This window comes from Thiohalocapsa marina, from assembly GCF_008632335.1.
Taxonomy (GTDB): domain Bacteria; phylum Pseudomonadota; class Gammaproteobacteria; order Chromatiales; family Chromatiaceae; genus Thiohalocapsa; species Thiohalocapsa marina.
Genome location: NZ_VWXX01000002.1, coordinates 289,133 through 312,654, shown reverse-complemented (window position 1 = coordinate 312,654; position 23,522 = coordinate 289,133). Strand labels below are relative to the sequence as shown.

Genomic DNA, 23,522 nt, shown 5'->3' with positions numbered 1-23,522 from the left:
CGCAAGGCCATGGCATGCCGAGATCATTAACGCCGGCGGCTGAAATCCGCGTGCGAGCAGCTGGCGGCTGGCGGCTGGTGGCTGGCGGCTGATGCTCTCTGGTGGCTGGAGGCTGCTGCTCCAGTCCTCCGGCTGGCGGCTGGCGGCTGGTGGCTGGCGGCTCTTATCTTTCATACCTGCTCCAGGGCATCGAGCAGCGGTTTTTCGTAGCGGTGACGGATCACGCCGATGATGGCCTCCGGGTCGTCGGCCTGCAGCGCATGGACGATGAGTTCGCGCTGGTCGGCGCTGAGGAAGACCGAGACGGTGCCGGGGGTCAGCGAGACGATATTGGCCAGCAGGCTGACGGCGACATTGCCCTGCACCCGCAGCGGCACGCGCACAAAGCCGGGGTGGATGCGGGCGATGGGCCCGGAGACCAGGCGCGCCACCGACAGGTTGGCCACCAGCATGTCGTACAGCACCACCCCCAGCAGCCGCAACAGCACTAGCGGCCGGCGCACGCGCACGCGCGACACCCAGAACCGCGCCGTGTAGAGCGGGATGGCCCAGGCCAGCACCAGGCCCAGCAGCAACTGGCCGACGCTGACCGAGTTGACCAGCAGCAGCCACAGGCCGAGCAACATCAGCGACAGGATAGGGTGCGGCAGCAGTCGTGTCACGGCAGGTTCACCTCCGGCGTGGCAACGGCACCTTGCGCCATATCCGGCGCCACAACCGGCACAGCATCCGGCGCGGCGCCCAGCACGGCGCCGACATAGGCCGCGGGATCCAGCAGTTGTGCCGCGGTAGCGGCCACAAAGGCATACACCGGCCCGGCATAGATCACCAGCAGGATGCCCAGCCCACCCAGGGCCATCACCGGCACCAGGTCTGCCATGTTCGGCAAGGTGGCGCTGCCGGCGTCGGGGTCGGTCTTGAAGAACAGGGCGCTGCCGGCGCGGGTCACGGCCACCAGGGTCAGCAGGCTGCTGACCAGCACCACGGCAAGGATCCACGGCATCCAGGGGCTGGACAGGCCGGCCTGCAACACCATCACCTTTCCCAGGAAGCCGGACAGCGGCGGCAGCCCCACCACCGCCACCGCCAGCACCAGGAACAACCCGCCCAGCAGGTTGGCCGCCGGCAGCAGCGGCCCGGCGGCAATGCGGTCGGCGCAGCGGCCGCGGGCGGCGGCGACGTTGTCAGTCAGCAGGAACAACGCCGCGGCCACCAGCGTGGAATGCAGCAGATAGTACAGGCCCGCCGACACTGCGGCGGCGCCGCCGATGCCGAAGGCGGTGAGCAGCGTGCCCGCAGACACCACCACCAGGTGCGACACCAGCAGCCCGAGCTGCCGGCTGGCCAGCACGCCGATGCTGCCGACGACGATGGTGACCAGGCCCAGGCTAAGCAGCCAGGGCTCCACCAGGCCGTCCAGCTCGCCGCCGGGGCCGAAGATCAGCGTCGACACCCGCACCAGGGCATAGGCGCCCACCTTGGTCATGACGGCAAAGATGGCGGCGGCCGCCGGCCCGGCCGCGGCATAGGCCCGCGGCAGCCACAGATGCAGCGGCGCCAGCGCGGCCTTGAGCGCAAACACCAGGCACAGCAGCAGCCCGGCGGCCTGCACCAGCGCACGGTCCGCCGGCGGCAGCGCCGCCACGCGCACGGCCATGTCCGCCATGTTCAGGGTGCCGAGCACGCCGTACAGGGTGCCCACGGCGAACAGGAACAGGCTCGACCCCACCAGGTTGACCACCACATAGTGCAGCCCGGCGCGGCTGCGATCCGGGCCGCCGCCGTGCAGCAGCAGGCCGTAGGAAGCGATGAGCAGCACCTCGAAGAACACGAACAGGTTGAACAGGTCGCCAGTGAGGAAGGCGCCGTTCAGCCCCAGCAGCTGGAACTGGAACAGTACATGGAACTGTCGCCCGCTGCGGTCGCTGCCCTGGATGGCATGCATCATCGCAAACAGGGCCAACAGCGCGGTCAGCAGCACCAGCATGGCGGCCAGGCGGTCCGCCACCAGCACGATGCCGAAGGGCGCGGGCCAGCCGCCCAGCGCATACACCAGGGTGCGGCCGTCGGACACCGTCAGCAGCAACAACAGCGCGACGCCGAACAGCAGCTGCACCGACAGCATGCTCACCAGCCGGCGCAACGGCGTGGCGCTGCCGCGCATCAGCAGCAGCAGGATGCCGCCCAGCAGCGGCACCAGCAGCGGCGCAATGACCAGATGTTGTTGCAGCAGCTGGGTCATTGGTCGCCGTCCACGTGGTCGGTGCCCAGATCGGCCCGGGCGCGCAGGGCCAGCACCACCACGAACGCGGTCATGCCGAAGCCGATGACGATGGCGGTCAGCACCAGCGCCTGGGGCAACGGATCGGTGTAGGCCGCGCGCGCCGGCTCGATGATGGCCGGCGCACCGACGGTGAGACGCCCCATGGCGAACAGGAACAGGTTCACACCGTAGGACAGCAGCGTGAGGCCGAGCACCACCGGGAAGGTGCGTGCGCGCAACAGCAGGTAGACGCCGCAGGTGGTCAGCACGCCGATGGCGATGGCGATCAGGGCCTCCATCAGTGCCCTCCTCCGCGGCGCAGCTGGGCCCGCGCCGCCATCACCCGGCGCCGGCCACGGGCAGGCGGGTATTCCAGCGCGTCCAGCTCGCCCAGCCGGATCAGGATCACCAGCGTGATACCCACCACCACCATGAGCACACCCAGGTCGAACAGCATCGCGGTGGCCAGTTCCAGGTCGCCGATCAGCGGCAGATGGAAGTGACCGTGGGCAGAGGTCAGGAACGGCCGGTCGAAGTACCAGCTGCCCAGCCCGGTGGCGGTGGATAGCAGCAGGCCGATGCCGATGAGCGGATGCAGCTGACCGGAGATGCGCGGCCGCGTCCAGGTGATGCCGTTGGCCAGGTACTGCATCACCAGCGCCACCGCCACCACCAGCCCGGCGATGAAGCCGCCGCCGGGCAGGTTGTGCCCGCGCAGCAGGATGAACACCGCCACCAGCAGCGCCAGCGGCAACAGCAGTCGGGCAAAGGTAGCCAGGATCAGCGGATGCGTGTCCCAGCTCCAGGGGCGGCCCTGGGCGTCGGCGCGGGGGGCATCCAGCCGCAGACCCTGCAGCAGCATGTAGATGCCCACCGCGGCGATGGCCAGCACGGTGATCTCGCCCAGGGTGTCGAAGCCGCGGAAGTCCACCAGGATCACGTTGACCACGTTGGTGCCGCCACCGCCGGGCACGCTGTTGTCCAGGAACCAGCCGGCGATGCTCTGGTAGGGCCGCGTCAGTACCGCCCAGACCAGCGCCGCCGCGGTGAGGCCGACGGCGCCGGCCAGGGTCAGATCACGCAGCCGGCGCGGCAGCGATGATTCTCTGGGCGTGTGCTTGGGCAAAAAGTACAGCGCCAGCAGCAACAGCACGATGGTCACCATCTCGACCGACAGTTGCGTCAGGGCCAGGTCCGGCGCGGAGAGCTTGACGAAGGCCAGCGCCACGATCAGCCCCACCACGCTGAGCATGACCAGTGCGGTCCAGCGCTCGCGGTGCAGCACCACGGTGCCCACGGCCCCCACCACCAGGCAGAGCATGGCGGCGATGCTGACCGGGTCCGGCGGCGTCAGCGGCAGCGGACCGCTCAGGGTGCCGTCCCGGAGGCTGGGCCAGAGCCCGGCGACCACCACGGCCACCGCCGCCAGCAGGATCACCGCCAGCATCCGCTGCAGCGACGGCCGGTGCAGCCGCTGGTCCAGCCAGGCGGCCAACCCCAGCAGGGCCGATTCCAGCGCGATGAACAGCGCGCGCGCGTCGAATCGCCCGAAGCTCTGCTCGTGCAGCCGGAATAGCGGCCGGCGCACGGCGTAGATGGCCACGCCGCCCAGCAGCGCCAGCACGCTCATGCCCAGCGCCGGGGTGAAGCCGTGCCACACCGACAGGCTGAACTCTGGTAGCGGACCCTGCAGCGTGGCGCCAGCGGCCAGGTAGAGCAGCGGCCCGAAGGTGAGCCCCGGCAGGATGCCCACGGCCACGCAGATCACCACCAGGATCTCCACCGGCACCTTCATCCAGCGGGTGGGCTCGTGGGGGATGCGCGGCAGTTCGGTGGGCGCGCCGCCGAAGAAGACGTCGTGGATGAAGCGCAGCGAATAGGCCACCGCGAAGGCGCCGGCCAGGGTGGCGAACACCGGCAGCAGCCAGGCGCTATCCGTCAGCTCGGCCATGAAGACGGTCTTCTCGAAGAACATCTCCTTGGACAGGAAGCCATTGAGTAGCGGGACGCCGGCCATGGCCGCCGCCGCCACCATGGCCAGCAGTCCGGTGTAGGGCATGTAGTGCCACAGGCCGGACAGGCGGCGCATGTCGCGCGTGCCGGCCTCGTGGTCGATGATGCCGGCGGCCATGAACAGCGAGGCCTTGAAGGTGGCATGGTTCATGATGTGGAACACCGCCGCCACCGCCGCCAGCGGGGTGCCGATGCCGAACAGCAGGGTGATGAGCCCCAGGTGGCTGATGGTGGAGTAGGCCAGCAGGCCCTTGAGGTCGTGCTTGAACAGGGCGGTGTAGGCGCCGAGCACCAGGGTGGCGAGCCCCACCGGCGCCACGATCCAGGTCCAGGCGGCGGTGTCGGACAGGGCCGGAAACAGCCGTGCCAGCAGAAACACGCCGGCCTTGACCATGGTGGCAGAGTGCAGATAGGCGCTGACCGGGGTCGGCGCCGCCATGGCGTGGGGCAGCCAGAAGTGGAACGGGAACTGGGCGGACTTGGTGAACACGCCCAGCAGGATCAGCAGCAGCGCCGGCAAGTAGAGCGGACTGGCCTTGATGCTGTCGGCGGCGGCCAGCACGTCAGACAGCTGGTAGCTGCCGACGATCTGGCCCAGCAGCAGCAGGCCACCCAGCAGCGCAAGGCCGCCGGCGCCGGTGATGGCCAGGGCCATGCGGGCGCCCTGGCGCGCCTCGCTGCGGTGGCGCCAGTAGCTGACCAGCAGGAAGGAGGTGATGCTGGTCAGTTCCCAGAAGATGGCCATCTGGATCAGGTTCTCGGACGTCACCAGCCCGAGCATGGCGCCCATGAACAACATCAGATAGGCGTAGAAGCGGCCCATGGGATCCTGGTCCGCCAGGTAATAACGGGCGTAGAGCACGACCAGCAGGCCGATGCCCAGGATCATCAGCGCGAACAGCAGCGACAGGCCGTCCAGCCGGAAGCCCAGGTCGAGCCCGATCTGCGGCACCCAGGTGGCCTGCCACAGCAGGGTCTCGCCCTGCATCACGGCCAGGGCCGGGCCGAACAGCAGGCCGAGGCTGGCCAGCGCGACGCCGCCGGACACCCAGGCGGACCACAGGCGTCCCTGGGTACCGGACCAGGCGGCCAGCAGTGCGCCGACGAACGGGAGCGAGACCATCAATGGCAGGCTGCTGTGCATGAGTCGGTCTATCGGGTGTCGGTCTAGTCGGGTGTCGGGCGGCCGGGTATCTGGCGATCGGGATTTGGCAAGCCGGAAGTCGGCATTGTCAGACCGGCAGGCGGACGTTGGCAATAGTCCGCCGTGGAATGTGGGGTCAGACCGGCATTGCGCAAAGAGGCTTCGGCGTGTCCAATGCGCACATCATCCACCGCTGCAAACGGGATGCACGATGCGCGAAATCGTTCTGATCGACATCTCCGGCCGCGACCGGCCGGGTATCACCATGGCGCTGACCGAGGTGCTCGGGCGCTATGACGTCACCATTCTGGACATCGGTCAGTCGGTGATCCACAACACCCTGGCCCTGGGGCTGCTGGTGGAGTTGCCGGAGGGGGCGGCGGGCTGCCCTGTGTTCCGCGAGCTGTTGTTCAGCGCCCATGAGCTGGGGCTGGATCTGCGCTTTACGCCGATTGCAGCGGAGGCCTATGAGGACTGGGTGCGCGAGCAGGGCCAGGCGCGGCATATCGTGACGCTGCTGGGCCGGGAGATCCGCGCGGAGCATATCGCGCGGGTGTCGGAGGTGGTGGCGCGGTTCGGGCTGAACATCGAGCAGATCACGCGGCTATCTGGGCGGGTGTCGCGGCGGGTGGATGAGGGTGTTGATCGCGGAGCTGGTGCTGATGCGGATGCCGGTGCAGGCGCGGCAGGCTCGGGCCGCGGGCGGCGGGAGCAGCATGCGAGCATCCAGTTGTGGTTGCGCGGTCAAGTGACGGACATCAGTGCGTTACATGCGAGTTTTCTGCGTCTGGGGCAGGGGCTGGATGTGGATATTGCGATCCAGGAGGATGACATCTTCCGTCGCAACCGGCGGCTGGTGTGTTTCGACATGGATTCGACGCTGATCCAGACGGAGGTGATCGATGAACTGGCGGCGGCGGCGGGCGTGGGGGCGCAGGTGGCGGCCATCACGGAGTCGGCGATGTGCGGGGAGCTGGATTTCAGTGAGAGTTTCCGCCGCCGCATGGCGTTGCTGGAGGGGCTGGAGGAGTCGGTGCTGGAGGGGATTGCGCAGCGGCTGCCGATCACGGAGGGGGCGGAGCGGCTGATCCGCAGTCTGAAGCAGCTGGGCTATCGGATTGCGATTCTGTCGGGTGGATTCACCTATTTTGCTGAGCATTTGCAGCGGCGACTGGGTATCGATTATGTGTATGCAAACCGGCTGGAGTTCGAGGACGGGAGGCTCACGGGCAAGGTTTCCGGCCCCATTGTCGACGGCGCGCGCAAGGCGGAGCTGTTGCGGGAGCTGGCGGTACGTGAGGGGATCCGGTTGGAGCAGGTGATTGCGGTGGGTGACGGGGCGAATGATCTGCCCATGCTGTCGATCGCGGGGCTGGGCATTGCGTTTCATGCGAAGCCGCTGGTTAAGGAGCAGGCTCGGCATGCGATCACGACGGTGGGGCTGGACGGGATCCTGTATCTGCTGGGGATGCGGGATCGTGATCTGGAGGTCTTGTTGCGCGGCACCTGAGGCTGCTGGGCCAGTGTTTGCGCGATCCTTGGGTTGCTTGGCCTTCGGGCTGTTCGTGAGGGGATTTTTCGGCGTTCCAGAGGGTTGCCCGTAGCGGGGCTTGCGCCTTCGCGGTCAACGCACCGATCTCTTCATACACCATAGCCGTAGGGTGGAATAAGCGAAGCGTTTCCACCAGCTTTTGCGGCGCCCTGGTGTGTTCGCAGGGGATTTTCAGGCGTCCGGGGATTGCGCGTGGCGGGGCTTGGGTAGCCGCCTGCGGGGGACGCCGTGAATCCGTCCCTGGAGGCTTCACGACCGCATCCATGCGGTCGAGACCCCCGCTGACGGCCACCCAACCCCCGCCACAACTTCGGCTGTGTTGGCTGACGGCTGGGCTTGCGCCTTCGCCGTCAGCGCACCGATCTCTTCATACGCCGTAGCCGTAGCCGTAGGGTGGAATAAGCGAAGCGTTTCCACCAGCCGACAAGACATCCGTCATTTCGGCAGGATGCCGGAATCCATTGCCAGGGATGGTATGCCGCTGCAACGGAAACGGCCCAGCGTCTTGGCGACGTGTCTCTGGATTGCGCCCGGACGGGGCCTGGAAGGGGCTGGGAGGAGTTGCCCGGGCAACCTCGCGGGTGCCCGGGCGATCAGGCCTTTGACGGGCCTGGGGCGGGGTGGCCGGCGATGCCCCCCCGAAGTGCGGCGACTCAGTGGGCGCGACCCGGCATCCAGTTGGCGATGCGGGTGCGTTCCTGAGCGGCGTCGATATTGAAGAAGCGATTCAGCACCATCAGGGCTTCGTCGATATCGGCACAACCGTAGTCGTCGACGACGACGTGGTTGTTCCAGTCCTCAACGCGGTAGCTGTGCATGCGATCCGCGGCGTCGTAGCGAAGCCTGTAGCCTGACCCTGTCCAGGGGTCCCATTTGTAGCGAATGACGTTCTCGCTCTGGTCAAACATGATCTTTCTCGTGGTGTGCTGCTGTGCCCTGTTGCCCGTGTCGACCTCGCCGGTGGTGGTTGGCAGACGCTGGCGGCGCTGATGACGATCCGTGTTGGATGCGCCGCCTGACTCGACTGAAACGCCCGACTGGGGTTTTCCCGGAGATCGAAACCGCGCATGTGGCGTTGGCGGTACATGCGCGACTCTTGTAAGTATTGTAAGCCCGAAAAAGGGACTTGACAAGGGTGAATCGAACATTCGTTTGAACAGATCAGCCCTTGTCCGGCAAGGCCTCGTGGGGGCGACGACGCAAATTGACGCTTTTTTGTGACAACCCCGACAATCGCGTCGCCTTTTTGCTACAAATGGGCAATATCTGATGCAATAGCGCCACCAACGCGCTCGGAGCGGTCGTCGCGAGGGTGTTCGCGGGCGGCACCTTACCGGCTGTAACGGGCCAGCAGGCGGGTCTTCTCCACCATGCGGTGGGTGGAGCGGTTGTTATTGAAGCGAGCGACCTCTTCCAGCGGCACCCAGAGGATGTCGTGGGATTCGTCGTTGCCGGGGATGGGGAGGTCGTCGTCCATCTCCACCAGGAAGCGGATGTCGTAGTGCTCGTGGCGGGGACCGCGTTGGCTGGCAGGGATGATGTGGCGGTCGACGTCGAACAGCTCGGTGCTGACAAGGCGGATGTGGCTGGGATCGAGCCCGGTCTCTTCGGAGGTCTCGCGCAGGGCCACCCGCAGGATGTCGGCGTCGCCGTCGGCGTGGCCGCCGGGCTGGAACCAGCGATCGTGCTTGCGGTGGTGCAGCAGCAGCACGCGGCGGCGGTCGGGGCTGACCACCCAGGCGGAGCCGGTCACGTGGCCGGGCCAGAGGTCGCAGTGGAAGCAGTCGGGGTGCGCGAGCACGAAGGCCCGGGTGCGGCCGACGTGGGACGCCTCTTCCATGAAGCGGGTCTGGTGGCGGTCCAGCAGTTGCAGCAGTTCTTTGCGGTGCATGGCCGGGGACTATGGGTCAGGTCTTGGGTCAGGTCTTGGGTCAGGTGCCGGAAGGGCGCTGCACGGCGGCGATGGCGGCGGCGGCGGCCTCGTCGACGTCGGCCTCGCTGCCGGACAGGATCAGCCGCCCGAACGCGCCCACGGCCCGCACCTCGATCAGGGTGATGTTGGCGGCCTTCTCGGCCTGGTTGGCGGCGTAGATGATGTAGCCGGCGGGCTCGGTCTCGAGGATGAACATGCTCTGCCCGGGCAGGATCATGGAGCCGCGCCGATTCTGGCGGTTGATCAGCACGGTGTGGTCCGGGGTCATGGCGCGGACGATCTCTTGCCAGGCGATGCGGCAGGGCTCGCGATCGTCCTGGCGGGCGCCCAGGTGCGAGAGCAGCACATGGCCGGCCTCGCGCACGTCGCTCTGGTCGCGGTGGTGGATCACCATGGAGCCGTAGGCGCGCTCCACGACCTGTTGGGTCAGGCGCACGCGGGTGGCCTTGAGTGCGATGTCGGTGAGCCGGTGCACGGCCATGCCCGGGGAGACCTCCACCCATAGACAGGCGTCACCGGGCACGGTGAGAAACCCTTGCGACACGGTGGCCATGTACTCCGCCAATTGCGGCTGGAGGGAGTCGATATAGACGTAGGTCCTGAGCTTGATCATCGGCGAATGGCTCTGGCTTCGGCGCCGCTATGGCACCAGTTGTGGCGCCAGCTTAGGCGCCGGCATCGGCACTGGCTGCAGCGCTGGCGCCGTGGGTTGGAGCCAGTATCTGGCCGTGCCGGAGTGCGGATCAAGCCGGCAAACAGGCCGCATGACGCGCCCGGAGTCAGGATATGCCGCTCAATGGCGGACGGTGACTTTAGAATCAATCGCTTGAACGCGTTTGCATATCGATACGTCAATGGGGCCCATCTAAAACATAAATTTTTCATTATGCGCACTGACCCATAGTCTATCGCTCAGCCAAAAACGGGGGGATCGCCGGGCGGGACACTCTGCCGGGGATCCAGCGGGTTTCATGGCTTCGCAGACGAAGCAGAGCCGGATCTGACCACAGGAGCTGAGCATGAGCGTGAAGAAATACGACGCGGGCGTAAAAGAATATCGGGATATGTACTGGACGCCGGACTATGTCCCGCTGGACACGGATCTGTTGGCCTGCTTCAAGTGCACCGGCCAGCCCGGCGTGCCACGTGAGGAGGTGGCCGCGGCGGTAGCGGCGGAGTCGTCCACCGGCACCTGGTCCACGGTGTGGTCCGAGCTGCTGACGGACCTGGAGTACTATAAGGGTCGCGCCTATCGTATCGAGGATGTGCCCGGCGACAACGAGTCCTTCTACGCCTTCATTGCCTACCCCATCGACCTGTTCGAAGAAGGCTCCGTGGTCAACGTGCTGACCTCACTGGTGGGCAACGTGTTCGGCTTCAAGGCCCTGCGCCACCTGCGGCTGGAAGACATCCGCTTCCCCATCGCCTACATCAAGACCTGCGGCGGCCCGCCGGCGGGCATCCAGCTGGAGCGCGACCGCCTGGGCAAGTACGGTCGGCCGATGCTCGGCGCCACCATCAAGCCGAAGCTGGGCCTGTCGGCCAAGAACTACGGCCGCGCCGTCTACGAGTGCCTGCGCGGCGGTCTGGACATGACCAAGGACGACGAGAACGTCAACTCGCAGCCGTTCATGCGCTGGCGCGACCGCTTCGAGTTCGTCGGCGAGGCCATCCAGAAGGCCGAGCAAGAGACCGGCGAGCGCAAGGGCCACTACCTGAACGTGACCGCGCCGGATCCGGAGCAGATGTACGAGCGCGCCGAGTTCGCCAAGGAAGTGGGCTCACCCATCATCATGCACGACTTCCTCACCGGCGGCTTCACGGCCAACACCGGCCTGGCCAAGTGGTGCCGCAAGAACGGCATGCTGCTGCACATCCACCGCGCCATGCACGCGGTCATCGACCGCCATCCCAAGCACGGCATCCACTTTCGCGTGCTGGCCAAATGCCTGCGCCTGTCCGGCGGTGACCACCTGCACACCGGCACCGTGGTGGGCAAGCTGGAGGGTGACCGTCAGTCCACCCTCGGCTTCGTCGACCAGCTGCGCGAGTCCTTCGTGCCGGAAGACCGCTCCCGGGGCGTCTTCTTCGACCAGGACTGGGGCTCCATGCCCGGCGTCATGGCGGTGGCGTCCGGCGGCATCCACGTCTGGCACATGCCGGCGCTGGTGACCATCTTCGGCGACGACTCGATGCTGCAGTTTGGTGGCGGCACCCAGGGGCACCCCTGGGGCAACGCCGCCGGCGCCGCGGCCAACCGCGTGGCGCTGGAGGCCAGCGTCAAGGCGCGCAACCAGGGTCGCGAGATCGAGAAGGAGGCGCGCGACATCCTCACCGAGGCAGCCCGGCATAGCCCGGAACTGGCCATCGCGATGGAGACCTGGAAGGAGATCAAGTTCGAGTTCGACACCGTCGACAAGCTCGACGTGGGCTAAGGGCAAGCTGCCAGTCGCCGGCCACCGGCCGAGGGTTGCCGATTGACGCCCCCGGCTGCTGGACCCGGCAGCCCTGCATCTCAAGAGCCTACGAACGCCGGTTTTGCCTTCAGCGCCCATCGCCGAAGGCCTCAACAACACGAGGAACGACCCCATGCCGCTTCAGAACGCAACGGGTGATTACCAGACCAAGAGCACCCTGGAGACCTTCGGCTTCCTGCCGCCCATGTCGCAGGAAGAGATCTACGACCAGATCGCCTACATCCTGGCCCAGGGCTGGACGCCGGCCATCGAGCACGTGCATCCCAGCCAGTCCACCGACGTCTACTGGACCATGTGGAAATTGCCCTTCTTTGGCCAGCAGGAGCTGGAGGACGTGGTGTCAGAACTGGAGGCCTGCCACCGGTCCTATCCGGACCATCACGTACGGCTGCTGGGTTACGACAGCTACACCCAGAGCCAGGGGGCCTGTTTCGTGGTCTTCCAGGGTCGCATCTGACGTCGATCCCACGGGTTGCCGGGCCGCGTCGCGCCGGCCCATGCCGAACATCAGGAGCCGAGGATGAACACCAAAGCCATGTCGACTTCCAGCAGCCGTGCAGCGGCGCTGGCTCGCCGCAAGGCCCTGTCCAGCAAGGGTAAGCAGGCCCTGGCGGGCGGGACACCGGAACGCACCCGTGGCAGCCGCACCCAGCCGGCCGGCGGGGGGCGGGCCGGCGCTTCCGGGGTCTCCGCCACCAGGCCGGCATCGGAATCGGCTCCGGCTTCGACCGCTGCGCCAGTGCAGGCGCGACCTCCGGCGGCGGACCCGGCAGCCAGCCTGAGCCTCGCGGCGCGGTCGTCGACCCCGCCGCGCGCGAGCCGCAGCAACCCGGTGACCACGCCGGCCAGCCGGAGCCGGGATCAGGCACGCGCCCGACGCGCAGCTCTGTCCCGATCCGGTCGGCGCGCCCAGAGCGGCACCGATCGGGTGCGAGCCGACCGGCTACACGACAACGATCGGCGGAGCAGCAAGGGCGCATCCGCATCCACCACGAAGACCGGCGACTGCACCTGCGGCTGCAGCGGGCAAACGTCTGCGGCGGATAACGGACACGACAGGAACCCCGCTTCGGCATCGACGGCAACCGGGACAAGGACGATGCGACCATCCACCACATCCAACGCGGCGACCAACCGTGCCTCGACGCGCCTGCGGCGCAACGCCGGCCCGGTGAGCCCCGGTTCCACCAGCCGCCTGGTAGCGCGGGCCCGCCGCACCGCCATGGCCTCCCGCGGCAAGGCAGCCGCCGACACGCCGACCTCAGCCGCCGGGCTGGCCCGTCAGGCCAATCCGCGGCTGTCCAGTCGCGAGCTGGCGCAGAAGGTGCGGGAGCACCGCAGCCGCAACGGGGCCTCCGGCGAGCGCAAGACCCAGTCTGCCGGCCGGGCACGGGCAGAACGTCGCCGCGGCGCCGCCGACCAGCCGTGGAAGGTGGGTGCCAGCGAGACACTGCGCGGCCAGACCGTGACCGGCACCGAGGTCTCCCGCAGCCCCAAGACCACCGGCAATGAGCAGGCCACCTGTCGCACCATCACCGGTACCGAATACATGGGCGCCGAGATCTTCCGCGAGTTCTGCCAGACGGAACCGGCCCCGACCAGCGCGCCCAAGGTGGCCGTCACCGACACCCGTCACGGCAATGCGGTCACCGGCAGCGCCGTGGGGCGCTCGGTCAAGGTGACCGGCGACGAGCCGGGCTCGTGCAGCAGCGTGACCGGTACCGAATACCTGGCCGCCGATCACTTTGGCGCCTTCTGCCAGAACCGTCCCGGGTCGGTGTCGGGGCGCGCGCCGATCTCGTCGCCCGTCACCGGCCGGCCGGAGGGCGCGAGCCGCATCACCGGTGGCAGCCAGGGGGCCGGCGTGCGCCCCACCGGCACCCGCTATACCGATGTGCAGTCCATCCACAACGGCAGCCTCGAGCCGATCGCGCAACAGGTCACTCGGCCGGCCGCCCAAGCAGCGACCCGACAGGTCGCCTCGCCTGCAGCCCGGCCGTTGGCAGCAATGGCCGTGGCACCGGCACCGGCAAGGGCAATGGCCGCCCCGATGTCTGCGCGCAGCTACGTGCGACCGGATGCCAGGCCCGAAACCAGTCTCGATGCCCGCAGTCTGGAAACTGGCTCGGCCCGACCGGCCAGGGCCATCACCGGCAGCGGCGCGGGCATGGCCCGGATGTCCCAGCCCGGCGGCGTGACCGGCACCCGTGTCGGCCGCTCGGCTCGGGTCACCGGCGACGAGCCCGGCACCTGCACCGCCGTGACCGGCACCCCGTACTGGGGTCTGGAGCAGGCCTCCAACTGGTGTGCGCCCGAGCTTCGGGACGAGATGGCTCGTCGTCGCTGGCGCCCGGCGCCGACCCCAGGCGCCCGACTGACCGGCATCCAACCCGGCGTCGGCGGACGGGCCACCGGCGATGCCCGCGGCGCCTGCGAGCCGATCAGCGGCACGCCCTATATCGGCCGCGATCAATATGCCCAGGCCTGTGGAGACGGCGGCCACCTACTGTCCGGCGACGCCGAAACCTCGCCGATGGCCGATGTCCCCGAGGCCACCGGCCTGGCCCTGTTGGAGTCGGCGACCACCCCGGGCACGAATCAGCTCGCCGAGGCGGGCGCACTGCACCACCCGCACTCCGAGCAGGCCTGGCAACAGGCGCAGGTGCGGAGCGCCGTGACCGGCACGCGCTACGAGACCGGCAGCCAGATCACCGGACCATTCGACATGGGCGGCAGCAAGATCACCGGCACCGAGCAGTTCCGCTTCGACGCCCGCCAACCCATGCCGCCGGCCGCGGCCATGGCTGAAGACACGGGTACCGGCGCCGCCGAACGGCCGCGCATCACCGGCGAGGGGCAAACCGCGGGCGCCAAGATCACCGGTGACGACTGGGAGCGAGGCGACCGGGTGACCGGCACCGAGGGTCACTTTGCCCGACGCCGCAACCCGTCGCGTCCCGGCCCCATGGGCGCCATGCCAGCGGTGACGCACAAGCGCAACGAGGCGATGCCAGAGCCGGTGAGCCGGGTCACCGGCAGCAGCGGCAGCACCGAACGCGGCGCCCTGATCACCTACTCCGGCGGCGCGCGCGGCTGAGGCTGGCTGCAAGCCCGGCCACAACCAATGTACTGACCATCGCAATCGCTGACATCGAACAGGACCATGGCGCTCTCCAACCGACAAGCAAGGCCCGGCCGACGCCTCCTCTCGCGGGGGCTGCGCGCCCACCAGCAGGAGATCCTGTCGCGTCGTGCGGCGCCCGGTAGTGCGTCGGCTTCGGCGTCAGCTACTGCACCGGCGGAAAGCCTGTCCATGCCGGTTGCGCCCGGCAAGCCGGTCCCTACCGAGGGGCCGCAGGAGACGGGCGGCAACCCCAGGGCAGGTGCTCCGGTGGGCGCCACCCATCCGCTGACCGACGGCCCGACCAACGTGCGGCTGGCGCAGTACGACGCAGAGGTCAAGGCCTCGTTCGACCGCATCGTGCCGGTACTCAAGGAGATCGCCAGCCATCGCTACGCGCCGGACTTCACCGAGCGGGCACGGCGGCTGGCTCGAGACACCCTTGGTGTCGAACTGCCGGATCACCTGCTGGACGACGCCTGGGTCGCCGGCATCGACATGCGGCGGCTGTTCGGCTGGTGCGTGTTCGCGTCCTACCACCGGGCCAGCGATGCCTTCTATGCCAACGACCCGCTGGGCGGGCGGGATGATCCGGCGTTCCAGCGCTTCCTGCTGGACTGCGGCTTCCACCTGATGGACGTGACGCCCTGCGCCGATGGCCGCCTGGCCCATGCCATCAGCTATGTGCTGCGGCTGCCCTACGGCAACGTGCGCCGCAAGTCCTACGCCGGCTCGCTGTTCGACATCGAGAACACGGTCGAGAAATGGGTGGAGACGGAACTGCAGCGCTTCCGCGAGGGCGTGCCCAACACCGCCGATGCGCCCACCCGCTATCTGAAGACGGTGATCTACCATTTCAGCTCGGTAGACCCGTCGCACCAGGGCTGCGCCGCCCACGGCTCCGACGACGAGGCCGCGGCCCGTGCTGGCTGGGAACGGCTGGAGGGGTTCCGCCAGGCGATCGAGAACGGCTTCTGCTGCGGGGCGTCAGTGGATCTGCTGCTGATCGGCATGGACACCGACACCGATGCGATCCGGGTGCATGTGCCTGACGCCGCCGGCCGCTGCGACCTGCATCGCTGGCTGCATGCGCGGGACCTGTACGACGCCACCGCACACATGACCCAGCAACAGGCCCGCGCGCACCTGACCGAGGCGGTCCGCGCCCATGCAGCCGGCACCGACGGCGCCGGACGGCCGGCTCCGGGCCCTGCGCGACGCGGGCTCGGCCGCAAGGGCCCGGCGACAGTCCCGGCAGGCGGCCCCGCCGAGGGCATGGTCGCCCTGATCGCCCGATTGATCGAGAACAACATCTCCCAGATCGACCTGGTGCGACAGATGCACGCCGGCCGTTATCAGGACACGGGACACGCAGAGCGCTTCATCGGCGCCGGCATCGGCTTCGAGGAGATCCAGCTGCGCAACCTGACCTACTTCGCCTACCTGAACACGGTGGAAGAGGGCGCAGCTGACCTGGATGTGGGTATCCGCATCTTCTCCGGCCTGAACGTCAGCCACGGGCTGCCGGTGCCGGTGGTCGTGCGCCACGACTACCACGGCAGCGTGCCCGGCGCCCGGCAGCGGGCAGTGGGCCATGTGGATCGCATCGCTGCGGCGCTGCTGGCCCGCTACCCGCAACTGGTTGCCCAGGGGTTGCTGCATGTACTGCGCGTGGTGCGCGACTGCGACGCCGCCCATCCGATCGAGATCGTGGGCTCGACGCTCGAACCGGCAGCTGCGGAACACTGAGGTCCGACAGTCATGAAGATCTGCAAGATCATCAAGCCGCTGGTGTCCACCAACCGGATTCCGGGCTTCGAACACAAACACCTGCAAGTGGTGCAGGACGGCAGCTCCATGGCCGTGGCGGTGGACGCGGTGGGCGCCAGCCCCGGCGACTGGGTGATCTGCGTCGGCAGCTCCGCCGCCCGCGAGGCCGCTGGCAACAAGGACTACCCGAGCGATCTGACCATTGTCGGCATCATCGACGACTGGGACCCGGAGCACTGAGGGCACGGCATGGAGATCAGCCAGGTGGTGGGCACCCTGTACTGCACCCGGCGCGTGGCGGGCCTGGAACACTGCCCCCTGCGCCTGCTGCAGGACAGCAAGGGCAAGCTGGTGGTGGCCACCGACCCGGTGGGCGCCCGCGGCGGCAACTGGGTGTTCACCGTCAGCGGCTCCGCTGGCCGGCTGGCCATGGGAGACAAACGGATCCTCACCGATCTGACCATCGGCGGGATCATCGATCACTGGGACGGCGGGGCGACGGCCCCCACCGCTCCCGAAGCGGCATCGCCCAAGACCGACACGGCCTGAGCGAGCAGTGATTTCAGCGGCTTCGGCCGCAACAGGTGGCGGGAACGCCTTGTTAATACGGCGCCCCGGTGCGGCCACGCCCGGCAAGCGAACCCAAGAGCAGGAGAAAGCAACAATGGCAGGCGAAGCGACAGGCATTGCGCTGGGCATGATCGAGACCCGCGGACTGGTCCCGGCGATCGAGGCGGCGGATGCGATGACCAAGGCGGCCGAAGTCCGTCTGATCGGGCGCGAGTTCGTCGGTGGCGGCTACGTCACCGTCCTGGTGCGCGGCGAGACCGGCGCGGTGAACGCCGCCGTGCGCGCCGGTGCCGATGCCTGCGAGCGCGTTGGCGACGGCCTGGTGGCCGCGCACATCATCGCCCGCCCGCACCGCGAGGTGGAACCCGTGCTGGAGTCCGGCGGCTCCGGCTTCACTCCCGGGGCGCCGGGCCGCTGATACCGGCGGGGCCTGTGTCCCCGCCTGAAACAATCATTGTCAAACCAAGCAGAGCAGGAGAACAGAGATGGCCAACGAGACCATGGGCATTGCACTCGGAATGATCGAAACCCGCGGGCTGGTACCCGCCATCGAGGCGGCTGACGCCATGACCAAGGCCGCCGAGGTGCGCCTGATCGGGCGCGAGTTCGTCGGCGGCGGCTACGTCACCGTGCTGGTGCGCGGCGAGACCGGCGCGGTGAACGCCGCTGTGCGCGCCGGTGCCGATGCCTGCGAGCGCGTCGGCGACGGCCTGGTGGCCGCACACATCATCGCCCGTCCGCACCGCGAGGTGGAGCCGGTGCTGCCCACCGGCGGCGCAAAGGCGGACTGATGCCCCATGGCCGACCGGTCGGCCCGTGGTCACCGCGGGCTCGCCGGGCGCCATGGCCGGCTGCCTGTTGAAAACGTGATGTAACATGACACCCACGGGAGGACAGGACGATGCCTGATTCCGACACCGCCGGCTGGCGCCGGCGCGAGCGGCCGCTGCGGCTCGAACGCCGCCTGGAGTTCGCCGACTACGAGCAGACCCGGGTGTTTCTCGAACACTCCGAGAGCCTGTCTGAAAAGACCGCCATCTACCCCAACATGAGCTTTGGGCGCACTTATGTGAACCTGACCCTGTTCGCCGACGAGGGTGAGCAGGACATCGCTCCCGCGGTCCGCGCCTTTGCCGAGCGCGTGGATGCCCTGGCGGGCGCCGACCGGGTCAGCGTACCATGAGCGGCACCCGGTCGGCCGCGTCCGCGCCGGACAAGCCGGCGTCCACCACAGGTGCCGCCGCTGAGAAGACCGCGGCCGATTCGACGGCGAGCCGCCCAACGCCCGCCGCCGGCAAGCCGAAACCGAAGCCGAAGCCTTCGGCCGGTGCCAGAACATCTGCCGCCGGAACCACTGCCCGCTCGGTACGGACGCGCGCGCAGGCCAACGCCGACGACGCTGCCAGCGGCTCCGGGCACACCCCGGGCGATAACCCTTACCAGCGAGGCCGCCGGGTCTGGCCGGACTGACACGGGCGCAGCAAACGAGCATTGCCATGCCAGACACCGCATCCGCACGCGCCAACACGGGCATCGGCTCGGATTACCTGATCCGGCATGCAACGCTGCGCCAGCTGCAGCTGATGGAGGCCATCGTCCGCCTGGGCAGTTTCACACGCGCGGCCGAAGAACTGTTCCTGACCCAGCCCACGGTCTCCATCCAGATCAAGAAACTGGCGGACACCATCGATGCCCCCTTGTTCAAGCAGGTGGGACGACGGGTGGTCCCCACCGATGCCGGTCGCGAGGTCTATTCCGCCAGCTGCCAGATCCTGGGCGTGCTGTCCGGGCTGGAGACCCGGCTCGCGGACCTGAAGGGGCTCAAGCGCGGTCGTCTCAGTCTCGGTGTCATCACCACCGCCAAGTATGTCGCGCCGGAGCTCCTCGGCGCCTTCTGCGAGCGCTATCCCGGCATGGACGTTGCACTGGAGGTCACCAACCGCGATCGCATCATCGAGCGGCTGAACACCCACACCCACGACCTGTACATCTCAGGGCAGCTGGAGGAATTCGGCAACGAGATCGAGGCCGTGCCATTCGCCCCGAATCCGCTGGTCCTGGTGGCCCGCAGCGACCACCCGCTGGCCAGCGCGCGCAACATCCCCCTCGAGCGGCTGGCGGACGAAGACTTCCTGCTGCGGGAGCCGGGCTCGGGCATCCGCGACGCGATCCTGCGCATGCTGCACGAGCGCAACATCAAGCCGCGGGTGCGGATGCAGCTGGGCAGCAACGAGGCCATCAAGCACGCCATCGTCGGCGGGCTGGGCATTTCGGTCCTGTCGCTGCACTCGCTGATCCTGGAGAGCCGCGCCGGCACGCTGACGCTGCTGGACGTGCAGGGCTTTCCCATCGTGCGCCGCTGGTGCCTGGTCTACCCGCGCAACCGCGAGCTGTCGCGAGTGGCGCGGGCGTTCCTGGACTTTGCCGCCGCCAGCGAAGCGGAACTGCGCAATCGGCTGGATGCGGCGCTTGCCGAATTCAAGCAGAACGGCAGGAGCCGGGCCGCTGCATAGACCCCGTCAATCGGCGCTCCGAAAAAGACCAATAAAAATAGTCGGCTTTTTCGCCCCCTACCCCATTGCGTCGCCGGCCATTGGCCGCCAATCTTTCTCCGACGCAAGTCTCGTCTTCATCCCGACGACGCGGCAGAACCTGGAGAACGACGCGATGATCGAGCTACCGTTGCACACCTCAGCCACCGCCCCGGCCGCATCCCGCGCACTGCTGGACGCGGCCGTCCAGGATGGCGGGGCACCATCGAACCTGATGCGCGTGCTGGCGGATTCGCCGGCCACCCTTTTCGGATTCCAGCAACTGCACGGCGCCTTCTCGCAATCCAGCCTCAGCCCGCTGGAGCAGCAGGTGGTCTACCTCGCCGCCGCCCAGGCCAACGCTTGCCACTACTGCACCACCCAGCAGGGTCCCTTCGACCACAGCGAGGCCGCACGTGAGGCCGGTGACGCCATTGTCGGAGACCGTCCGCTGCGAGACCCCCGGCTGCAGGCCCTGCGCCGTTTCGCCCAGGCGCTGACCCGCGATCGCGGCTGGGTGCCGGAACACCAGGTGGGCGCGTTCCTGGAGGCCGGGTTCGAGCGCCCGCAGATCCTGGAGGTCATCTGCGGCGTCTCCCTGGCCACCCTGGCCAGCTACACCAACCACCTCGCCGCCACCCCGGTGGAGCGTCGCTTCAACGCCGCGGTGGCCTGAGCGCTCAGGCACGCGCCTGCCATCCCAGGCATGGGTCCCGGCTTCTCGGCCGGGATGACGTTTATCTGGCGGTTTCGCATTGCGACTGGTCTATCCTTCTGATTCAGAACATTCATTTCCTTTTATAGGCGTCTGCCCCGACACTGACCGAGAGTGACCACTTTCGGCCCCAGGCGCGGAGCGAACCATGACGCTGTTCAACCGGATCACGTTCGATCATCTCAAGGGCGACCTGTTCGGCGGCGTCACCGCCACGGTGGTGTCTCTGCCGATGGCGCTGGCATTCGGCGTCGCCTCCGGCGCGGGGGCCGAGGCCGGCCTGTACGGCGCGGTGCTGGTGGGTCTGTTCGCGGCGCTGTTCGGCGGCACGCCGACGCTGATCTCCGAGCCCACCGGGCCGATGACGGTGGTGTTCACCGCGGTGATCATGACGCTGATGGCGCCGGATCCGGCCACCGGCCTGCCGCCGGAGAACGGCATGGCCATGGCGTTCACCACGGTGATGCTGGCGGGGCTGTTCCAGATCGTGTTCGGCGTGCTCAAGCTGGGACGCTATGTCACGCTGATGCCGCACACCGTGATCTCGGGCTTCATGTCCGGCATCGGCATCATCCTGATCATCATCCAGTTGCCGGCGCTGCTGGGTTTTGCCTCCCCCGCCGGCGGGGTGATGGGCTCGCTGACGGCATTGCCTGGATTCCTCACCCAGGTGAAGCCCGGTGAGCTGCTGCTGGGCGCGCTTGCGCTGGCGATCCTGTTCCTGATGCCCCGGCGCTGGCGCCGCTACGCCCCACCGCAGCTGGTGGCGCTGGTGCTCGGCACCCTGCTGGCAGTCTGGTTCCTGGGCAGCGGCAGCTACCGCGCCATCGGCGAGATACCCACCGGGTTGCCGCAGATCCAGCTGCCCACCTTCTCGGCGGCTGAATGGCGCACCATGGTCATCGACGCCCTGGTGCTGGCCATGCTCGGCTCCATCGACGCCCTGCTGACCTCGGTGGTGGCCGACAGCCTCACCCGCACCCAGCACAATTCGGACAAGGAACTGATGGGCCAGGGCCTGGGCAACCTGGCGTCCGGCCTGTTCGGCGGCCTGCCCGGTGCCGGTGCCACCATGGGTACGGTGGTCAACATCCAGAGCGGCGCAGTCAGCGCCCTGTCCGGGCTCACCCGGGCACTGCTGCTGGCGGTGGTGGTGTTCGGCGCCAGCGGACTGGTGGAGGACATCCCCAAGGCAGTGCTCGCCGGCATCGCGATCAAGGTCGGCATCGACATCATCGACTGGGGCTTCCTGCGCCGCGCGCACCGGGTCTCGCGCCGCGGCGCACTCATCATGTACGCAGTGATCGTGATGACGGTGTTCGTCGACCTGATCACCGCCGTGGGCATCGGCCTGTTCGTGGCCAACATCCTCACCATCCGCCGGCTGGCGGACATCCAGTCGGACGAGGTGCGCATCGTCGGTGGCCCGGACGGACTGCCGGACGCCGAATGCGGCAGACTGACCGCGCACGAACGGCGGATACTCAGCGACAACAGCAACGGCGTCGGCCTGCTCTGCCTCAGCGGCCCGCTGACCTTCGGCGCGGCCCAGGCACTGCAGCGGCTGCAGACCCAGCTCGACGGCCTGCGCGCCCTGGCCGTGGACCTGAGCGGCGTGCCTCATCTGGGCGTCAGCACCTCGGTGGCGCTGGAGGCCCTGGTGCGGGAGGCCCACCGTCGCTGCATCCGGGTCTATGTGTCCGGGCTGCAGGCCCAGCCCCGCGAGCGTTGCGAACGCCTCGGTTTCTCCGCTCTGGTGCCGAAGGAGGACTGGGTGGAGTCGCGCGAACAGGCCCTGCTGCGGGCACTGGCCGATGTGCAGCAGGCAGAGGCCGAGGGCACCACGGCGCTGGGTCCGTGCAACGGTGACGAGTCGGCGCAGGCGGTCTGAAGCGTCAGGGCGCTTCGTCGCTCTCGCCGAAGCGGGTCTGGTCGCGTCCAGCCTGCTTGGCGCGATACATGGCCTGGTCGGCGTGACCCACCAGACTGGTGATATCGTGGCCATGCCGCGGGTAGAGCGCCGCGCCGACGCTGCATGACAATGTCAGCTGCAGGTCGTCCACGGCGATGGGCTCGCACAGCGCGGCAGTGATCTTGTCGGCCACCGCCAGGACGCAATCGCAGCCGTCCACGCGTGGCAGCAACACCAGAAACTCGTCACCGCCGATGCGCCCGACGCTGTCAGAGGCGCGCACCGCGGCGAGCAGACGCGCCGCCGCAGCCTGCAGCACCTGGTCACCGATGGCGTGGCCATGGGTGTCGTTGATGGGCTTGAAGCGGTCGAGGTCGATGAACAGCACCGCCACCTGAGTGCCGTCGCGCTCGGCCTCCCGCAGGGCCTGCTGCAGCCGGTCGAACAGCAGGGTCCGGTTGGGCAGGTCGGTGAGGGGGTCGTAGTGGGCCAGGTAGCTGATCCTGGCCTCGTTCTCCTTGCGGTCGCTGATGTCGCGGCCGATGCCGAGCATGCCGACGAGTTCGCCGGCGTCGTCCAGCAGCGGCGACGCGTTGCTCATGTGCCAGCACCAGTCGCCGCGCTTGTGGCGCACGCGGTATTCGAGCCCGCTCTGCTTCTCGCGGGTGGCGAGCAGGCGCTGCAGGAAGGCAAGGCACCGCGGCAGGTCGTCCGAATGGATGTAGGCGGAGAAGTGGCGGCCGATCACGTCCTCCGGGCGATGCCCCAGCACCTCTTGCAGATTCGGCGACAGGTACTGGAACTCGCCCTTCAGGTTGAGGGTGTAGATGACATCGTAAGCATCCTCGACATAGGCACGGAACTTCTGCTCGCTCAGGCGCAGCTCGGCCTCGGCCCGCTCGCGCACGGCGACGATGATGCCGATGACCATCAGGATCAGGCCGTGCAGCGACGCCAGAAAGAGCAGCGTCTGCACCGGACTGGCACTGGTCAGCGAGACCACCGCGGCGGGGTCCAACAGCACGCCGATGATGCGCACCGGGTGGATGAGCAGCGGCATCATCAGGCCCGCGGCTACGATGTACTGGCCGACACCGGGGGTGGACCGACGCCCGCGCAGCAGCAGCACCAGCAGGAACAGGCATTGCAGCCAGACGATGGCGCCATTGGCAATGACGCGGCCGGCAATGTCCCCGAGCAGGGACAGGCTGGCGATGACGGTGACGGGCACCGGCAGCCAGACCAGCCAGGTGGCCAGCTGCCGACCCTGGAACCGTGACCAGCCCACGGCGAAGACCGCCAACGAGGCCGTGATCAGGGCGTTGCCGACAAGCACCGAGACCGGCTCGCCGATCTGCGGGCGCAGGATGAACGCCAGAAAGGCGGTCGCGTTCAGCATCACCGCCAGGGTCCAGAGGGTCATGCTGTTGTGCCGACTGCCATAGCCGATCAGGCCCATGGTGATGGCCAGCACCATGCTGGTGGAGGTGATGGCGAACAGCAGGGTCTGGATGTCCATGG

22 protein-coding genes are annotated in these 23,522 nt (G+C 68.2%); 13 read left to right on the top strand and 9 right to left on the bottom strand.

Translation table 11 applies throughout. The features are described 5' to 3' along the window. Positions 1-170 precede the first annotated feature (170 nt). Genes F2Q65_RS02865 through F2Q65_RS02850 form a run of 4 tightly spaced genes read right to left on the bottom strand, consistent with a single transcriptional unit; the run spans position 171 to position 5,420 of the window. Positions 171-662: a Na+/H+ antiporter subunit E gene (locus F2Q65_RS02865; protein WP_150090193.1), complete on the bottom strand. Its 492-nt coding sequence runs from the start codon at positions 660-662 to the stop codon at positions 171-173. Next, positions 659-2,242, bottom strand: a complete 1,584-nt coding sequence (locus F2Q65_RS02860; RefSeq protein ID WP_150090191.1) for a monovalent cation/H+ antiporter subunit D — start codon at positions 2,240-2,242, stop codon at positions 659-661. The genes F2Q65_RS02865 and F2Q65_RS02860 overlap by 4 nt, the downstream gene beginning before the upstream one ends. Then, on the bottom strand, positions 2,239-2,562 hold the full coding sequence (locus F2Q65_RS02855) for a Na+/H+ antiporter subunit C (RefSeq protein ID WP_150090189.1): 324 nt from the start codon (positions 2,560-2,562) through the stop codon (positions 2,239-2,241). Before F2Q65_RS02855 ends, F2Q65_RS02860 begins: the two co-directional genes overlap by 4 nt. After that, positions 2,562-5,420: a monovalent cation/H+ antiporter subunit A gene (locus F2Q65_RS02850; RefSeq protein ID WP_150090187.1), complete on the bottom strand. Its 2,859-nt coding sequence runs from the start codon at positions 5,418-5,420 to the stop codon at positions 2,562-2,564. The genes F2Q65_RS02855 and F2Q65_RS02850 overlap by 1 nt, the downstream gene beginning before the upstream one ends. Before the next feature lie 211 nt (positions 5,421-5,631). Between F2Q65_RS02850 and serB the strand changes: the two genes are divergently transcribed. Next, positions 5,632-6,930 carry a phosphoserine phosphatase SerB gene (gene serB / locus F2Q65_RS02845; protein WP_150090253.1) on the top strand — a complete coding sequence of 433 codons (1,299 nt, stop codon included), beginning with the start codon at positions 5,632-5,634 and terminating at the stop codon, positions 6,928-6,930. Positions 6,931-7,625: 695 nt separating this feature from the next. Here serB and F2Q65_RS02840 read toward each other — a convergent pair. The 3 genes from F2Q65_RS02840 to F2Q65_RS02830 all read right to left on the bottom strand — a co-directional run bounded on the left by F2Q65_RS02840 (position 7,626) and on the right by F2Q65_RS02830 (position 9,518). Beyond that, the gene (locus F2Q65_RS02840) at positions 7,626-7,880 is read right to left on the bottom strand and encodes a hypothetical protein (protein WP_150090185.1); all 255 of its coding nucleotides are present in this window, start codon (positions 7,878-7,880) and stop codon (positions 7,626-7,628) included. 422 nt (positions 7,881-8,302) lie between these two features. After that, entirely contained in the window at positions 8,303-8,863 is a 561-nt protein-coding gene (locus F2Q65_RS02835; protein WP_150090183.1) for an NUDIX hydrolase, read from the bottom strand. A 40-nt stretch (positions 8,864-8,903) separates the two neighbouring features. After that, positions 8,904-9,518 (bottom strand): BMC domain-containing protein, encoded by a 615-nt coding sequence (locus F2Q65_RS02830; protein ID WP_150090181.1) that lies wholly within the window; start codon positions 9,516-9,518, stop codon positions 8,904-8,906. 406 nt (positions 9,519-9,924) lie between these two features. On the opposite strand from F2Q65_RS02830, the gene F2Q65_RS02825 reads away from it, so the two are divergent. The 9 genes from F2Q65_RS02825 to F2Q65_RS02785 all read left to right on the top strand — a co-directional run bounded on the left by F2Q65_RS02825 (position 9,925) and on the right by F2Q65_RS02785 (position 18,026). Continuing rightward, positions 9,925-11,340, top strand: coding sequence for a form I ribulose bisphosphate carboxylase large subunit (locus F2Q65_RS02825; RefSeq protein WP_150090179.1), 1,416 nt, complete (start codon positions 9,925-9,927; stop codon positions 11,338-11,340). Between the two features lie 154 nt (positions 11,341-11,494). Beyond that, entirely contained in the window at positions 11,495-11,839 is a 345-nt protein-coding gene (locus tag F2Q65_RS02820) for a ribulose bisphosphate carboxylase small subunit (RefSeq protein ID WP_150090177.1), read from the top strand. 642 nt (positions 11,840-12,481) lie between these two features. Next, a complete protein-coding gene (locus F2Q65_RS02815) occupies positions 12,482-14,479 on the top strand; it encodes an alpha-carboxysome scaffolding protein CsoS2 (protein WP_211353929.1) in 1,998 nt (665 codons plus the stop codon). Between the two features lie 216 nt (positions 14,480-14,695). Beyond that, complete coding sequence (locus F2Q65_RS02810) at positions 14,696-16,252, top strand: carboxysome shell carbonic anhydrase (RefSeq protein ID WP_150090175.1); 1,557 nt, start codon at positions 14,696-14,698, stop codon at positions 16,250-16,252. A gap of 12 nt (positions 16,253-16,264) precedes the next feature. After that, positions 16,265-16,513, top strand: a complete 249-nt coding sequence (gene csoS4, locus F2Q65_RS02805; protein ID WP_150090173.1) for an alpha-carboxysome shell vertex protein CsoS4 — start codon at positions 16,265-16,267, stop codon at positions 16,511-16,513. 9 nt (positions 16,514-16,522) lie between these two features. Continuing rightward, positions 16,523-16,822, top strand: a complete 300-nt coding sequence (locus F2Q65_RS02800; protein WP_150090171.1) for a carboxysome peptide B — start codon at positions 16,523-16,525, stop codon at positions 16,820-16,822. Between the two features lie 115 nt (positions 16,823-16,937). Further along, complete coding sequence (gene csoS1 / locus F2Q65_RS02795; RefSeq protein WP_150090170.1) at positions 16,938-17,261, top strand: alpha-carboxysome major shell protein CsoS1; 324 nt, start codon at positions 16,938-16,940, stop codon at positions 17,259-17,261. Between the two features lie 67 nt (positions 17,262-17,328). Next, on the top strand, positions 17,329-17,634 hold the full coding sequence (gene csoS1, locus F2Q65_RS02790; protein ID WP_150090168.1) for an alpha-carboxysome major shell protein CsoS1: 306 nt from the start codon (positions 17,329-17,331) through the stop codon (positions 17,632-17,634). A gap of 110 nt (positions 17,635-17,744) precedes the next feature. Continuing rightward, positions 17,745-18,026: a pterin-4-alpha-carbinolamine dehydratase gene (locus tag F2Q65_RS02785; RefSeq protein ID WP_150090166.1), complete on the top strand. Its 282-nt coding sequence runs from the start codon at positions 17,745-17,747 to the stop codon at positions 18,024-18,026. On the opposite strand, the gene F2Q65_RS02780 is transcribed toward F2Q65_RS02785, so the two are convergent. Next, positions 18,013-18,198, bottom strand: coding sequence for a hypothetical protein (locus F2Q65_RS02780; RefSeq protein WP_150090164.1), 186 nt, complete (start codon positions 18,196-18,198; stop codon positions 18,013-18,015). The two genes, F2Q65_RS02785 and F2Q65_RS02780, sit on opposite strands and share 14 nt — an antisense overlap. A 141-nt stretch (positions 18,199-18,339) precedes the next feature. On the opposite strand from F2Q65_RS02780, the gene F2Q65_RS02775 reads away from it, so the two are divergent. From F2Q65_RS02775 to F2Q65_RS02765, 3 genes are all read left to right on the top strand, one after another. Continuing rightward, on the top strand, positions 18,340-19,356 hold the full coding sequence (locus F2Q65_RS02775) for a LysR family transcriptional regulator (protein ID WP_150090162.1): 1,017 nt from the start codon (positions 18,340-18,342) through the stop codon (positions 19,354-19,356). 154 nt (positions 19,357-19,510) lie between these two features. After that, a complete protein-coding gene (locus F2Q65_RS02770) occupies positions 19,511-20,050 on the top strand; it encodes a carboxymuconolactone decarboxylase family protein (protein ID WP_170265475.1) in 540 nt (179 codons plus the stop codon). Between the two features lie 187 nt (positions 20,051-20,237). Next, on the top strand, positions 20,238-21,980 hold the full coding sequence (locus tag F2Q65_RS02765) for a SulP family inorganic anion transporter (protein ID WP_150090158.1): 1,743 nt from the start codon (positions 20,238-20,240) through the stop codon (positions 21,978-21,980). A 4-nt stretch (positions 21,981-21,984) separates the two neighbouring features. Here the strand turns inward: F2Q65_RS02765 and F2Q65_RS02760 are convergent, their stop codons facing one another. Next, on the bottom strand, positions 21,985-23,520 hold the full coding sequence (locus F2Q65_RS02760; RefSeq protein WP_170265473.1) for a diguanylate cyclase domain-containing protein: 1,536 nt from the start codon (positions 23,518-23,520) through the stop codon (positions 21,985-21,987). Positions 23,521-23,522: the final 2 nt, after the last annotated feature.

Bases quoted from the DNA above. Each gene is read 5' to 3' on its own strand.
- F2Q65_RS02860 (WP_150090191.1), bottom strand. From the start codon at position 2,242: ATGACCCAGCTGCTGCAACAACATCTGGTCATTGCGCCGCTGCTGGTG.
- F2Q65_RS02855 (WP_150090189.1), bottom strand. From the start codon at position 2,562: ATGGAGGCCCTGATCGCCATCGCCATCGGCGTGCTGACCACCTGCGGC.
- F2Q65_RS02850 (WP_150090187.1), bottom strand. From the start codon at position 5,420: ATGCACAGCAGCCTGCCATTGATGGTCTCGCTCCCGTTCGTCGGCGCA.
- serB (WP_150090253.1), top strand. From the start codon at position 5,632: ATGCGCGAAATCGTTCTGATCGACATCTCCGGCCGCGACCGGCCGGGT.
- F2Q65_RS02840 (WP_150090185.1), bottom strand. From the start codon at position 7,880: ATGTTTGACCAGAGCGAGAACGTCATTCGCTACAAATGGGACCCCTGG.
- F2Q65_RS02835 (WP_150090183.1), bottom strand. From the start codon at position 8,863: ATGCACCGCAAAGAACTGCTGCAACTGCTGGACCGCCACCAGACCCGC.
- F2Q65_RS02830 (WP_150090181.1), bottom strand. From the start codon at position 9,518: ATGATCAAGCTCAGGACCTACGTCTATATCGACTCCCTCCAGCCGCAA.
- F2Q65_RS02825 (WP_150090179.1), top strand. From the start codon at position 9,925: ATGAGCGTGAAGAAATACGACGCGGGCGTAAAAGAATATCGGGATATG.
- F2Q65_RS02820 (WP_150090177.1), top strand. From the start codon at position 11,495: ATGCCGCTTCAGAACGCAACGGGTGATTACCAGACCAAGAGCACCCTG.
- F2Q65_RS02815 (WP_211353929.1), top strand. From the start codon at position 12,482: ATGCGACCATCCACCACATCCAACGCGGCGACCAACCGTGCCTCGACG.
- F2Q65_RS02810 (WP_150090175.1), top strand. From the start codon at position 14,696: ATGCCGGTTGCGCCCGGCAAGCCGGTCCCTACCGAGGGGCCGCAGGAG.
- csoS4 (WP_150090173.1), top strand. From the start codon at position 16,265: ATGAAGATCTGCAAGATCATCAAGCCGCTGGTGTCCACCAACCGGATT.
- F2Q65_RS02800 (WP_150090171.1), top strand. From the start codon at position 16,523: ATGGAGATCAGCCAGGTGGTGGGCACCCTGTACTGCACCCGGCGCGTG.
- csoS1 (WP_150090170.1), top strand. From the start codon at position 16,938: ATGGCAGGCGAAGCGACAGGCATTGCGCTGGGCATGATCGAGACCCGC.
- csoS1 (WP_150090168.1), top strand. From the start codon at position 17,329: ATGGCCAACGAGACCATGGGCATTGCACTCGGAATGATCGAAACCCGC.
- F2Q65_RS02785 (WP_150090166.1), top strand. From the start codon at position 17,745: ATGCCTGATTCCGACACCGCCGGCTGGCGCCGGCGCGAGCGGCCGCTG.
- F2Q65_RS02775 (WP_150090162.1), top strand. From the start codon at position 18,340: ATGCCAGACACCGCATCCGCACGCGCCAACACGGGCATCGGCTCGGAT.
- F2Q65_RS02770 (WP_170265475.1), top strand. From the start codon at position 19,511: ATGATCGAGCTACCGTTGCACACCTCAGCCACCGCCCCGGCCGCATCC.
- F2Q65_RS02765 (WP_150090158.1), top strand. From the start codon at position 20,238: ATGACGCTGTTCAACCGGATCACGTTCGATCATCTCAAGGGCGACCTG.
- F2Q65_RS02760 (WP_170265473.1), bottom strand. From the start codon at position 23,520: ATGGACATCCAGACCCTGCTGTTCGCCATCACCTCCACCAGCATGGTG.